We start from the raw sequence: 12,351 nt of genomic DNA, 5'->3' as shown, positions 1-12,351 counted from the left end.
GCGCGTACACATTCGATTACGGATAGGGGACCGGTTCCGGGCAGCTTCAGCAGAAGGGGTGGACGACTTATGCACAGAATCGGCACGTGGCAGGACAGGTCCGGCGCGTGCACGTGCATCTGCCCTTGCATCCCTTCCGCGCATTCGGAACCATGGTGCCCGCGCAGCCGCGTACTCGCTCGTGTTGCCGCACCGTTGTCGCACCAGTTGTCGCACCACACGTCGCGATTCCCGGGAGTGCCTCGCATGGGGACGAACACATCGACCATGCTCGAGCCGTTACGGCAGGGGCTTCCGCCGATCGATCCCGCGACCGTCTCCAACTCGGCCTCCTGCGCACTTCCGCCCCGTTACGAAGCGGTGCGCGGCGCCCGGAAGTTCACCAGCCAGACGCTCCGCAACTGGGACCTCGACGAGCGTTTCGACGACGTGGCGCTGGTGGTGTCCGAGCTGGTCACGAACGCGCTGCGGCACGCCGTGCCGGCCGGCCCCGAGCCGGCGCCCGAAGACGGCCTGAACCCGCCCGTGCGGCTGCACCTCATGCGCTGGGCGTCGCGCCTGGTGTGCGCCGTGCGCGACCCCAGCCGGGAGAGCCCCGAGGCCCGCGAGGGCGGCGAGGACTTCGCGGCCGAGTCGGGCCGCGGCCTGTTCCTGGTCGAGTCGTTCAGCGACAGCTGGGGCTGGCACCCGCTCGCGGGCACACTGCACGGCAAGGTGGTGTGGGCGCTGTTCCGGCTGGGCCCGGAGTAGCACCCGGACACTCCCGGGCGTACCGGCGTACGGACACACAGGCGTACGGACATACGGAGAGGGCCCCGGTGGCGAACGCCGCCGGGGCCCTCTCGTACGTTCTCCCTCACACCAGGTGGTCGAACTCCCCGGCCTTCACGCCCGCGAGCATCGCCTCTATCTCGGCGGGCGTGTAGACGAGCGCGGGGCCGTCGGGGTGGCGCGAGTTGCGCACGGCGACGTTTCCGCCCGGCAGCTTCGCGAACTCCACGCAGGCGCCCTGGGAGTTGCTGGCCCGGCTCTTCTGCCACACGACACCACGAAGCTCCGTGGCCGCCATGCCGTTGTACGCGTGGTGCGCGTGGTGCACTGGTAGCTCCCCGAGTTCATTGGTGCATGTGTCAACTTCCTCGGATCATAGCTGTGTTCATATGCCTCTGCATGAGCAGACGCACGAGCAGATGCACGTGCACGAGGGGTGGCGTAGCGACTACGCGACTCAACGTGTTACCGGCCGGTCGGTGTTCCGGGGAGGTCGGCGAGGCGGGCGCCCTTCCGGTCGTAGAGGACCACGGTCGGGTCGGTGACGGCGCTGTAGACGTACCAGACGCCCCAGCCCGGGCGGCCCGGCAGTTCGAGGAGGGCCGCGGTGGCCGTGCGGCCGTCCGGGCCGCGGAGTTCGACCCGGCCGGCGTCGCGGGTGCCGTAGTACAGACCGGAGTGGAAGGCGCCGGAGGCGTTGCCCTCCGACTGGTACGAGACTCCCGGGTGGGCCGTGTCCAGGTTGCCGTCCGTGACGCTGCGGGAGTTCTCGAGTCCGTCGGGCCCCTTCCAGAACTTGCCCTCGGACGTCAGCCACACCGTCCAGCCCCGGCCCGCGGCCACGCGCTCCCCGGACCGTACGACCCGGACGGGCGTGGCGGCCGGAGTGGCCGCGACCGGGGCGGGGGCGGGCGAGGCCGCCGCCGCCCGGCGCTCGGCGGGGCGGTCGGGACCCGGCAGGGACAGGGCCGTCACGGTCGCCACGCCCGACACCGCGAGCACCGTGAGCGCCGCGACGGTGACCGTCCGGCGGCGCCGCAGCGCCCGCCCCCGGCGCCGGACGGCCGCCAGCGGCACCGGACCCGGGGTGATGTCCCGCACGGCGTGCGCGAACAGGTCCCGGAGCTCGTCGTCCTTCATCGTCGCGCTCCGGTGGGGTGTGTGGGGTTCATGGAAGTGGTGAGGCCCGGGTGGTTCCGCAGGGCCGCGAGGCCGCGCCGGGCATGCGTCTTGACCGTACCGATCGAGCAGTCGAGGACCGTCGCGATCTCCTGCTCGCTCAGGTCCTCCCAGTAGCGCAGCACCATCACCGCCCGCTGCCGCGCCGGCAGGTCCGCCAGCGCGCCCATCAGCGCGGTGCGTTGCTCCACCGCGTCGGCGTGCCCCGCGTACGCGTGCCGCAGCGGCTCCGGGAGGACCGGGGTCAGCAGGTGCGCGACCCGCTTGCGGCGTAACCGGCTGAGGTTGTTGTTCACCAGCGCGCGCTTCACGTACAGGTCGATCTCCGCGCGCGGGACGCGCCGCCAGCGGCCGTACACCTTGGCGAGGGTCGTCTGCACCAGGTCCTCGGCCTCGTGGAAGTCGCCCGTCAGGAGCTGCGCCGTGCGCACCAGGCGCGGCCAGGCGGCGACGGCGAACTCGGCGAAGCCGTCGTCGCCGTCATGGGAGGCGGGTGCGTGCGCCACGGTGACGGACCTCGTGCTCGTTCCGGTGGACAGGGGCAGGGCCCGCCCCGTGCCGGGCCCTGCCTGTCCGTGCCGGGCCGTGCGTACGCCCGGAGTCGCGTGCATGTGCGTCAGAACGGCGGAAGCTCGGCCAGCAGACGCCCGTCGCGGTCGTACAGCGCGACGCCGACGCCGTCGGACGTGCCGTCCCGGTGGGCGGGCAGGGTGACGTACCAGACGCCCCAGCCGGGGCGGCCCGGCAGTTCGAGGAGGGTCGCGGCGGTCTTGCGGCCGTCCGCACCGGTCAGGACGACCTTCCCGGCCTTCCTGGTTCCGTAGTAGAGGCCGGAGTGGAAGGCGCGGGTGGCGTCGCCCTCGGACTGGTGGCTGACGCCGGGCTGGGACGGGTCGATGTTGCCGTCGACGACGCTGCGGAAGTTCTCGAAGCCGTCCGGGCCGGCCCAGTGCTTGCCGTCGGGCGTCAGCCACACCGTCCAGCCGCCGCCGGCGTCGACGCGCTCGCCGGACCGGACGACGTGTACGGAGGGGGCGGGCGCCGCGGCCACGGACCGGGCCGCGGGGACGGCGTGGACGGCCGCGACCGCGGGGGCGGCGGTGGTGGCGCGGCCGGCGTGGGCGGTGGCCGCGACCGCGGGCGCGGCGGTCAGCGTGGCGGCCGCGAGCAGGGCGGCGGCCATGAGTTGCTTCTTCATGCGAGTGCTCCTGGGGTCTGGAATCCGGTGAGGGCCCCTCATCTCCTCCAACTCCCGGCACCGCCCGGCCGGATGACACGCCTCCCGGGGAAATGTCGGCGGGCGTCAGCGAGCGAGTGCCTCCGTCAGCCCGTCGAGCGCGTCGAGCAACAGCACCGCCCCCTTCCGCAGCAGGAAGTGGTCCGGCGCCCCCTCCCCCCGAGCCCAGGCCGCGACCGTCGCGCGCAGCTCGTCCCAGCGCGGCGCCCTGCGTTCCCGTACGGCCTTCGCGCCGCGTTCGGTCGCGCGGCGCAGCGCCTCCGCGAGGGCCGCGGCGGCCGGGACGGGCTCGGCGCCGCGTTCGGGGAGGTGGGCCTCCAGGAGCATGGCGACGCGGCTGAACTGGGCCAGGGCGTGCTCGGCGTCGTCCGCCGCCGCGCGGGACAGGCCCCGGTGGCGTACCGGCTCGTGGGTGGCCCGGGCCACGCCGTCCTGCCAGGCGATCCGGGCGGTACGGGTGGCGAGCAGCGCCTCGCGGACCTCGGGGGAGGCGGGACCGGCCGGTTCGGCGTAGTGGGCGACGACGGCGGCCGCGTACCGTCCGTCCGCCTTCAGCCAGTCGGCGAGCCGGCCGCGCAGCCGCGGGGTCTCCCAGGCCGGGTACACCGCGTACGCCAGCATGGCGAGGAGTCCGCCGAGGAGGGTGAGGAGGACGCGTTCGCGGACGGTCTGGGTGACGCCCGCGCCCTCCATGCCGAGCAGGAAGACGACGTACGCGGCGACGAAGACCTGGCCGGCGGCGTAGCCCGTACGCATGAGGAGGTACATGGCGAAGGCGCACCCGACGGCGAGCGCGGCGGAGAGGTACGTGCCCGGGTGCGCGGCCTGGACGACGCCCGTCGCGAGGGCCACGCCGACGAGTGTGCCGCCGAAGCGGGCGACGGAGCGGGCGTACGTCTGCGTGAAGTCGGGGCGCATCACCATCACGGAGGCCATCGGCGCCCAGTAGCCGTGGCCGAGCGGGAGGGCGGTGCCGAGGACGTAGCCGGCGGTCGTCACCGCCGTGACCCGGATCGCGTGGCGCAGGACCGGCGACTCGTGGCGCAGCTCGGCCCGCATCTTGCCGAGCGCCACCGGGACGAGCCGGAGCAGGCCGGGGCGGCGGCGGGCGGCGGCCACGGCCGGGTCCTTCGCCAGCTCCGTCTCGGTGCGCGGCTCCGCCGTCTCCACGACGTCTTCGAGCAGCGCGGCGAGCCGGACGGCGGCCCGGCGCGGGGCGCCGGACAGGATCGCGCCGGTGTCGGGCGTGCGGAGCGCGGCGAGGGCGGCGGGCGGCAGCTCGACCGGTTCGCCGTGCCGGATGGCGTGCGCGGTGGCGTCCAGGATCTCTCCGGCCGCGGCGAGCAGCTCCCGGACCCGGTCCCGTTCCGGTCCCTCGGCGGGCGCGCCGACGGCCGGGTCGGCGAGCGAGGCGAGCACCGGGCGGATCCGCTCGGCGAGCCCGCGCGCGCCGTGCAGCTCGGCGGGGCGGCGGCGGGCCTGGCGGGCGGTGACGGCGGCGGCGCTGCGGGCCGTCATCAGCGGTACGGGGTCGAAGGCGCAGGTCGGGTCGTGGCGCAGCCGCCGTGCGTAGTCCGCCTCGGCCGCGAGCGCGTCGGCGAGCGCGTCCCGCTGGGCGCCCCAGCGGCGGATCGGCAGCGCGACGATCAGCGCGGCCTGCACGAGGCCGCCCACCGCGATCATCGCGGCGTGACCGGCGGCCGCGGCGACCGAGGTCGGGAGCGTGACCGTCACCAGCATCATCGCCACGTTCGACGAGGCGATGATGCCGACGGTCGGCCCCACGGCCCAGGCGAGCCCCGCGAGGAACGTCCACAGCCCCAGGAGGATCAGGAAGGCGACGATGTGGGCGCCGGTCAGGTAGCCCAGGAAGGTGGAGACCGCGAGGCTCGCGCCGGACGCCGTCGCGAGGGTGGGGCGCGGCCGGTAGGACCGCTGGAAGGTCGCGATCGCCGCCTGGTACGCCCCGAACGCGGACGACACGGCCACCGCCGGCCCGAACCGGGCGAGCGAGACGCCGACGACGAGCGCGAGCCCGAGCGCGCCGCGCGCCGCGACGGCGGGCTCCAGCCGCTGCCGCTCGACCCGGAGCCCCGAGCGGGCGGTCTCCTTCAACGCCCGGAGCCAGCTCATGGGGGTGAGCGTAGCCGCGATGCGGGGCGAAACCGGCATTCCGCCCTGGGGTGGGATCTCGGCGGGATCTATCCGCGGATCTCGCCCTGGCTGCCCGGCGCCCGCAGCCCTGCCCGGTCCGCCGCCGACGTGCCGTGTGTCCAGCCCGCCTCGTCCCAGGCGGCCCGCACCCGGCTGGTCCGGGTCTCCGGGAAGAGCTCGTCGGTCCGGGCGGTCACCGCGACCTCGCGGGAGGCGAGGGCCGGGAGGAGGGTCGGGGCCTCGGCGGCGACCCGGCGGCTCGTGGCGGCGAGGCGGGCGCCGAGCCGGTTGGCGTAGGCGAGGAGGAAGGACTGCCGGAAGGACTTGGTGCGCTTGCGGCCGCCCGCCCGCTGCTCGGCCTCGGCGCGGGTCATCGCCGCGGTGCCCTGGACGAGGAGCGAGGTGTAGAGCAGCTCGACCGGTTCGAGGTCGGCCTCGAAGCCGACGACGGTCGAGAAGCCGAAGGACTCGTTCCACACGGCCCGGCAGTGGTTCGCCGTCGCCACCGCGTCGAGGAGGATCGCCTTGGCCTGCTCGTACGGCGGGTCCACCCCGATCCGTACGGCCCCCGGCGTCTCCGGCGACGGCGCGCCCGCCGCCAGCGTCGCCTCGTCCAGGCTGTGCCGGGCCATCAGCTCCTGCGCCTTCGCGGTCAGCGCCTCGGCCTCCTCGGCGTACGTCGTCGCCTCCGCCTTCGCCAGCAGCGCCCTGATCCTGGTCAGGAGCTTGGGCTCACCGGCGACGGCGGGCGGCAGCGCCTCCCCCGGCGCCGGCCCGACGGCGTCGAGGCGCGGCAGCCGGACGAGCAGCCGGTACAGCTCGAGGACGGCGGTCGCGTACGAGAAGCGGTCCGGCGCCGGCCGGGCGGGGGCGTCGTCGAGCGGGTCGAGGGCGTCGAGCTGTGCCTGCCAGCGGTGCGGCAGGCGCTCGTAGCGGGCTGTCTCGGCGCGCACGAGGCCGACGAGGACCCGTACGTGCTCGTCGGCGAGTTCGCGGCGGGCCATCCGTACGACGTCGGCCGGCTGCCAGCCCCGGGACCAGAGGGTGCGGAGGAACTCCTCGCCGCGCCGGGCCAGTTCGGCGTCCGCGCCGCGGTCGGCGGCGAGCAGCGAGGCGGCCGTGTCGACGGCGTGCTCGTCGTCCCCGTACAGCGCCTTGAAGGCGTTCTCGATCGTGCTCGTGCCGCTCATGCCGGGTTCCTCGGTCAGGTGCTCTGGGCCGGGGCCGTCGGGTGGACGTGCCGCCGTACACGATGGTCGCAGGCACCTCGCCGCTCACTCGCATCCACCCAGGGGGAATCCGTGCTGCCCGTCCGCGGCGCCTCCGGCGCGCGGCTTTCCACAGCCCGCCGTCCACAGCCTGTGGATACCGAACTCGTGAGCGACCTGGTGAGCGACCTCCTGGAACGACCTCGTGAGCCGCCTGGTGAACGACCTGGTCAGCGGCCGGGCCTCCCACTCCGCGTGCGGCCGGCCCGTTCAGGGGTGAGGCTGGTACATCGGGACGGGACGTGGACCGGGGTCGGAGCCGGGTTCACGTCCCGTCCCGCCCGTTGTCCGAGGGTGCCGCTACCGTGCGTGCCCGTACGGCCCGAGCGGCGGGCCGCCGGACGAGGGGCTTCTCGCATGCACCTGCATTTCCGCGCGGCGGCGGAGACGGAGATACGGGACGACTATCCGTGGCTCGTCGACTTCATGGGCCGGGCGTGGGAGGCCATCGAGGCCGAGTACGCCGCCGGCGTCGCCGACGCGATCGAGAAGGACTTCGGCAGGCTCCACGAGCTGTACGAGCGGACCGGCCACCCCGACGCCTTCCTGCCCGTCTTCGGCGGCGGCCCGCCCGCCGCGACGCCCACCGACGTGGCCCCGCACCCGCCGCTGATGCTGATGCCGCCGTCCGAGGTCGCCGGCGCGGCCGCCTTCCTCACCGGCCTCGCCTGGGACGACTTCTGGTCCCGCGAGGGCGAGCGCGTCCGGGCCTCCTTCGGCCCCGGCTGGGATCTCGCCGAGGTCCACGACATCTTCCGCAGCCACCACCAGAGCCTGCGCCGCTTCTACGAGCGCGCCGCGGCCGCGGGCCACACCGTGGTGAAGGCGGGCTGGTTCTGAGGAGCGGTTCCGGAGTCCCGAGGAGCAACCGCCGGGCTCAGGCGGCGTTCCAGGCGTCCGACCCGCAGCCGGTCTCCCAGTGCCACCAGCCGTCCGCCGTGCCGCGTTCGAGGAGCGCCTTGATCTCCGCCATCGGGGCGTCGACCGGCACGGTCAGGGCGACCAGCGGGAACTCCTTGCTGAACGACTCGCCGCCGAGCCCGAACGGCCTCAGCCGTTCGTGCACCGCGCGGGCGCTCGGGCCGAGCGGGCCGGACCTCTCGGGCAGGACGCGGACCGTGACGTTCCCGGAGGCGGCCACCCGGCCGGTGGCCCAGTGCAGCCCCTCCTCGTCCGTCCGGTACCGCACGACGTCCCCCTCGGCCACCCCGTCCTGCAGGAACGGCACGTTGACCACCCGGGCGGTGTCCGTGCCCACCGGCTCGGCCCACATCCCCTCGGTGTCCTGTGGCAGCCAGCCCTCACGGGGCACGAAACGGAACCAGATCTTGATGCGGTCGGCGGACGACGAGGAGGGAGCGGAGGGAACGGCGGGGCTCTCGGTCACCCCGCGAGGCTAACCCCGCGGGCCGCCCGCCACACCGCGAAGGCGGCCGGGCCCGCCGGACCCCCGTACCGGCAGCACCCGGACCCTCCTCCGCCGCACCTTCACGGGGTGCCTCACGGCACCAGGAGCAGCTTCCCCCGCACGTGACCCGTCTCGCTCAGCTCCTGGGCCCGCGCGGCCTCCTTCAGCGGGAACACCTCCGCGACGTCCAGGCGGAGCCGGCCCTCGACGACCAGGCGGGCCTGGTCGGTCAGCCAGCCGCGGACGGCGGCCGGGTCGGCGGTCATGCCGGAGAAGACGATGCCGTGCTCGGCGGCGTCCTGGGCGGCGATGGTGACGATGCGGGACTTCTCGCCGCCGAGCAGCTCGATGGAGACCGGCAGGGTGTCGTGGCCGGCCGCGTCGAAGACCGCGTCGACGCCCTGCGGGGCGGCCGCGCGGACCCGGTCGGCGAGCCCGTCGCCGTACGTCACCGGGGTCACGCCGAGGTCGCGCAGGAAGTCGTGGTTGCGCTCCGAGGCCGTGCCGATCACGGTCAGCCCGGCCGCGACCGCCAGCTGCGCCGCCACCGCGCCGACCGCGCCCGCGGCGCCGTGCAGGAGCAGGGTCTCGCCGGCCCGGACGCCGAGCAGGTCGAGGACGCGCTGGGCGGTCTCGCCGGCGACCGGGATGCTCGCGGCCGTCTCCCAGGAGAGCTCGGCGGGCTTGGGGACGACGTTGTCGGCGATGGCGTACTCGGCGTAGGCGCCGGTCTTCGTCCAGCCGAACACCTCGTCGCCGACGGCGAGTCCGGTCACGCCCTCGCCGAGCGCGTCCACGGTGCCCGCGAACTCCAGGCCCGGGACGGCCGGGAAGGTGGTCGGGAAGAACTGCTCCACCCAGCCGTAACGCCGCTTCCAGTCCACCGGGTTGACGCCGACGGCCGCCACCTTCACCCGCACCTCGCCCGGACCGGGCTCCGGCACGGCCACCCCGGTCTCGTGGCGCAGCACGTCGGCGCCGCCGAACTCCTCGTACACGATCGCTTCCATGATTCCGCTCCCCCAGAGAGTCACCGGACGCATCGGACGCGTCGGCCTCGTCGGCCCCTCGTCCGTTCGTCCGTCGTTTCGATGTGATCAGCTTCCGCCGGACGCCCCCGTGTTCCCGCCATCCGAACGGCCAGTCGCACCTGGCCGAAAGGACAGCCGTTCGCCAACCCGCGCCCCTACCCTTGTTCTCATGGAACTCACCGCGACAGGCGCCCTGTTGGCCGCCCACGACGTCATCCGGCAGCCGCTGGGCGCGATCCTGCCGCGGCTGTCCGAGGTGCTCGCCCCGCTGATCCCGCACCGGTCGGCGGCCGAACTGTCCACACACTGCGCGCACTCCCCGTTCAAGCACACCGGCGACCCCGACGTGCCGGTCACGGCGGCCGAGTTGGCGCCGCTGTTCGCCGCGGGCATCGCGGGCCGGCCGTGGCAGGGGCGCGCGAGCGTCGGCGGGGCGGAGCGGGAGGTGGTGGCGGTGCGGAGCGACGCCACGCCCCGCGGCTCGGTCCTGGTGCTCGTACGGGACGAGGGCGCCGCCCCGGCCGGCGAGGCCGAACTCGCCCTGGCCCAGCACCTGTGGGACCTGGTGACGAGCCACTTCGACCGGTTCGCGAGCGAGGCGATGCCGGGCGCGCTGGCCCGTTCGCGGGCGGCGGCCGACACCCGGGCGCGGGTGATCGCCGAGCTGACCACCGCGCACGCGGCGGCCCTGTCCGGGGTGCTCGGGGTGCTGCGCAGCCGGGCCCTGGACGACGCGGCGGCCCGGGCGACCGCGACCGACCTCGCGGTGTCGGCGCTGATCGAGCTGCGGGCCGAGGCGCGGCGGGACCGGACGATCGCCGAGGAGCCCGCCTTCGAGGCGTTCGCGAGGCTCGCGGACGCTCTGCGTCCGATGCTCCGGCACACCCCGGTACGGCTCGAACTCGGCCCGCCCGAGGGCCCGGACGCCACCCGCAGCCTCCCGGCCGACGTGGCGCACGGCGTGCGGGCCGTGGTCCGCGCGCTGCTCCTGGTCGTCCTGGACCAGGACGCGGTCAGCCGGGTCCACGTCGGCTGGACGCTGACCGAGCACGAGATCCGGGCCACGGTCCGCGACGACGGCCCCGGGCTGCTCGACGTCTGCCCGCTCGGCGCGGGCAGCATCTCCGACCGCCTGGAGGTGCTCGGCGGCCGCCTGGACCTCGACGCGGTCCCCAACTGGGGCACCACGATCACCGCCACCGTCCCGCTCGCCCTGCCGGACGCCCCGGCCGCCACCACCCTGAACCCGCTGCGCGACCTCGGTGAGCGCGAGGTCCAGGTCCTGACCCAGCTGGCCCTCGGCCACCGCAACCGGCAGATCGCGCAGGAGCTGCACATCAGCGAGTCCACGGTGAAGTTCCACGTGGCCAAGATCCTCACCAAGCTGGGCGTCGCCTCCCGCGGCGAGGCGGCCGCCCTCTTCCACAAGGCGGCATAAGCCCCTGAGCGGGGCACACCGGCGGATTGTCAGTGGCGGGTGCCAGACTCGCACCTGTGAACGAGAAGTGGGCAGTGGCGCCCGAGCCGGAGGGGGACGGGGCGCTGCTCGTGCCGCTCGGGGGCGACGGGCTGCCCGCCGGGGCGGTGCGGCGCGAGCCGGACCTGGTGGCGGCGGTGCGGGCGCGGCCGCAGGTCGGGCGCTGGGTGTGGCGGAGCACGGGGGAGGTGTATCCGCGGCTGCTCGCCGCGGGCGTGCGGGTCGAGCGGTGTTACGACGTCGAGGACGCCGAGCAGCTGCTGCTCGGCCACGAGGGGCGGCTCGGCGAGCCCCGTTCGGCCGCCGCGGCCTGGGCCCGCCTGCGGAACGCGCCGGTGCCGCCCGACCCGCCGCCGCGCCCCGCCGGCGGCCCCGCGGCGCAGGACTCGCTCTTCGAGCCGGCGGCGGCCGCCCCGCTGCCCTTCGAGGCGCTCCTGGAGGTGTACGCGGAGCAGCAGCGCCGCCACGACCGGACCGCGCACCCGGGCCGGATACGGCTGCTCACGGCCGCCGAGTCGGCGGGCATGCTGGTCGCCGCCGAGATGTACCGCGCCGGCCTGCCGTGGCGGGCCGACGTGCACCGGGAGGTGCTGCACGGCCTCCTCGGCGAGCGGTACGCGGGCGGCGGCGAGCCGCGCCGGCTCGCGGAGCTGGCGGACGAGGTGTCGGCCGGCTTCGGCCGCCGGGTCCGCCCGGACCTGCCCGCCGACGTCGTACGGGCCTTCGCGCAGGCGGGGATCCGGGTGCGGTCCACCCGGCGCTGGGAGATGGAGAAGGTCGACCATCCGGCGGTCGCCCCGCTCCTCGCGTACAAGAAGCTGTACCGGATCTGGACCGCGCACGGCTGGTCCTGGCTGGCCGAGTGGGTCCGGGACGGGCGCTTCCGGCCCGAGTACCTGCCGGGCGGCACGGTCAGCGGCCGCTGGACCACCAACGGCGGCGGGGCGCTGCAGATCCCCAAGGTCATCCGGCAGGCCGTGGTCGCCGACGAGGGCTGGCGGCTCGTCGTCGCGGACGCCGACCAGATGGAGCCGAGGGTGCTGGCCGCGATCTCCCGCGACCCGGGCCTGATGGAGGTCGCCGGGCACCCCGACGACCTCTACACCCGGCTGTCCGACCGCGCCTTCTCCGGCGACCGCGACCACGCCAAGCTGGCGCTGCTCGGCGCGATCTACGGGCAGACCAGCGGCGACGGCCTGAAGAACCTGGCCGCCCTGCGCCGCCGTTTCCCGCGCGCGGTGGCCTATGTGGACGACGCGGCCCGGGCCGGCGAGGAGGGCCGGCTCGTCCGCACCTGGCTCGGCCGCACCAGCCCGCGGGCCGCGGGCGCGGACGAGGACGGGGAGGCGGGCCTGCCGCAGGGCCGGGGGGACGGCCCCGAGGGGGCGGAAGGGACCGACGGGTACGTGCCGGGGTACGCGTCGACCGACGCCCGCGCCCGCGGCCGCTTCACCCGTAACTTCGTCGTCCAGGGCAGCGCCGCCGACTGGGCCCTGCTGATGCTGGCGGCGCTGCGCCGCGCCACCGCCGGCATGCGGGCGGAGCTGGTCTTCTTCCAGCACGACGAGGTGATCGTGCACTGCCCGGCGGAGGAGGCCGGGGCGGTGACGGAGGCGATCCGGGCGGCGGGCGACGAGGCGGGCCGGATCGCGTTCGGGCACACGCCGGTGCGGTTCCCGTTCACGACGGCGACGGTGGAGCGGTACTCGGACGCCAAGTGAGACGCGCGGTGGCGACGCGGGTGGCGACGCGGGTGGCGACGCGGGTGGCGACGCGGGTGGCGACGCGGGTGGCGACGCGGGTGTGGGCCCGGGCCTCCGCCGAGG

The 12,351-nt window shown here is 75.3% G+C and carries 12 protein-coding genes; 4 read left to right on the top strand and 8 right to left on the bottom strand.

Going from position 1 to position 12,351, the window contains the following annotated elements:
• Positions 1-246 precede the first annotated feature (246 nt).
• On the top strand, positions 247-750 hold the full coding sequence (locus ACWEV0_RS26190; RefSeq protein WP_453151926.1) for an ATP-binding protein: 504 nt from the start codon (positions 247-249) through the stop codon (positions 748-750).
• A 106-nt stretch (positions 751-856) separates the two neighbouring features.
• Here the strand turns inward: ACWEV0_RS26190 and ACWEV0_RS26185 are convergent, their stop codons facing one another.
• The 6 genes from ACWEV0_RS26185 to ACWEV0_RS26160 form a co-directional block, all read right to left on the bottom strand.
• Positions 857-1,069: a DUF397 domain-containing protein gene (locus ACWEV0_RS26185; protein ID WP_403794872.1), complete on the bottom strand. Its 213-nt coding sequence runs from the start codon at positions 1,067-1,069 to the stop codon at positions 857-859.
• Positions 1,070-1,236: 167 nt separating this feature from the next.
• On the bottom strand, positions 1,237-1,911 hold the full coding sequence (locus ACWEV0_RS26180; RefSeq protein WP_453151925.1) for a hypothetical protein: 675 nt from the start codon (positions 1,909-1,911) through the stop codon (positions 1,237-1,239).
• Positions 1,908-2,456, bottom strand: a complete 549-nt coding sequence (locus ACWEV0_RS26175; RefSeq protein ID WP_453151924.1) for a SigE family RNA polymerase sigma factor — start codon at positions 2,454-2,456, stop codon at positions 1,908-1,910. The genes ACWEV0_RS26180 and ACWEV0_RS26175 overlap by 4 nt, the downstream gene beginning before the upstream one ends.
• A 110-nt stretch (positions 2,457-2,566) precedes the next feature.
• Positions 2,567-3,148 (bottom strand): hypothetical protein, encoded by a 582-nt coding sequence (locus tag ACWEV0_RS26170; protein ID WP_453151922.1) that lies wholly within the window; start codon positions 3,146-3,148, stop codon positions 2,567-2,569.
• Between the two features lie 105 nt (positions 3,149-3,253).
• Positions 3,254-5,320 (bottom strand): FUSC family protein, encoded by a 2,067-nt coding sequence (locus tag ACWEV0_RS26165; RefSeq protein ID WP_453151921.1) that lies wholly within the window; start codon positions 5,318-5,320, stop codon positions 3,254-3,256.
• Between the two features lie 68 nt (positions 5,321-5,388).
• Positions 5,389-6,531, bottom strand: coding sequence for a DUF2786 domain-containing protein (locus ACWEV0_RS26160; RefSeq protein ID WP_453151920.1), 1,143 nt, complete (start codon positions 6,529-6,531; stop codon positions 5,389-5,391).
• Between the two features lie 435 nt (positions 6,532-6,966).
• On the opposite strand from ACWEV0_RS26160, the gene ACWEV0_RS26155 reads away from it, so the two are divergent.
• Positions 6,967-7,449 (top strand): DUF1877 family protein, encoded by a 483-nt coding sequence (locus ACWEV0_RS26155; RefSeq protein ID WP_453151919.1) that lies wholly within the window; start codon positions 6,967-6,969, stop codon positions 7,447-7,449.
• A 37-nt stretch (positions 7,450-7,486) separates the two neighbouring features.
• Here the strand turns inward: ACWEV0_RS26155 and ACWEV0_RS26150 are convergent, their stop codons facing one another.
• Together ACWEV0_RS26150 and ACWEV0_RS26145 are read right to left on the bottom strand one after the other, a co-directional pair.
• On the bottom strand, positions 7,487-7,996 hold the full coding sequence (locus tag ACWEV0_RS26150) for a DUF4265 domain-containing protein (protein WP_453151918.1): 510 nt from the start codon (positions 7,994-7,996) through the stop codon (positions 7,487-7,489).
• Positions 7,997-8,109: 113 nt separating this feature from the next.
• Positions 8,110-9,027, bottom strand: coding sequence for an NADP-dependent oxidoreductase (locus tag ACWEV0_RS26145; RefSeq protein WP_453151917.1), 918 nt, complete (start codon positions 9,025-9,027; stop codon positions 8,110-8,112).
• A gap of 190 nt (positions 9,028-9,217) precedes the next feature.
• Between ACWEV0_RS26145 and ACWEV0_RS26140 the strand changes: the two genes are divergently transcribed.
• On the top strand, positions 9,218-10,486 hold the full coding sequence (locus ACWEV0_RS26140; protein ID WP_453151916.1) for a LuxR C-terminal-related transcriptional regulator: 1,269 nt from the start codon (positions 9,218-9,220) through the stop codon (positions 10,484-10,486).
• 56 nt (positions 10,487-10,542) lie between these two features.
• Positions 10,543-12,246 (top strand): bifunctional 3'-5' exonuclease/DNA polymerase, encoded by a 1,704-nt coding sequence (locus ACWEV0_RS26135; protein ID WP_453151915.1) that lies wholly within the window; start codon positions 10,543-10,545, stop codon positions 12,244-12,246.
• The last annotated feature ends 105 nt before the right edge of the window (positions 12,247-12,351 follow it).

This window comes from Streptomyces sp. NPDC003943 (genome assembly GCF_053605265.1).
Note: the sequence above shows the minus strand (reverse complement) of the source record. Positions and strands in the feature narration are given on the sequence as shown.

Coding starts and splice junctions, on each gene's coding strand:
- ACWEV0_RS26170 (WP_453151922.1), bottom strand. CDS start 3,148: ATGAAGAAGCAACTCATGGCCGCCGCCCTGCTCGCGGCCGCCACGCTG.
- ACWEV0_RS26155 (WP_453151919.1), top strand. CDS start 6,967: ATGCACCTGCATTTCCGCGCGGCGGCGGAGACGGAGATACGGGACGAC.
- ACWEV0_RS26145 (WP_453151917.1), bottom strand. CDS start 9,027: ATGGAAGCGATCGTGTACGAGGAGTTCGGCGGCGCCGACGTGCTGCGC.
- ACWEV0_RS26160 (WP_453151920.1), bottom strand. CDS start 6,531: ATGAGCGGCACGAGCACGATCGAGAACGCCTTCAAGGCGCTGTACGGG.
- ACWEV0_RS26180 (WP_453151925.1), bottom strand. CDS start 1,911: ATGAAGGACGACGAGCTCCGGGACCTGTTCGCGCACGCCGTGCGGGAC.
- ACWEV0_RS26185 (WP_403794872.1), bottom strand. CDS start 1,069: ATGGCGGCCACGGAGCTTCGTGGTGTCGTGTGGCAGAAGAGCCGGGCC.
- ACWEV0_RS26140 (WP_453151916.1), top strand. CDS start 9,218: ATGGAACTCACCGCGACAGGCGCCCTGTTGGCCGCCCACGACGTCATC.
- ACWEV0_RS26190 (WP_453151926.1), top strand. CDS start 247: ATGGGGACGAACACATCGACCATGCTCGAGCCGTTACGGCAGGGGCTT.
- ACWEV0_RS26165 (WP_453151921.1), bottom strand. CDS start 5,320: ATGAGCTGGCTCCGGGCGTTGAAGGAGACCGCCCGCTCGGGGCTCCGG.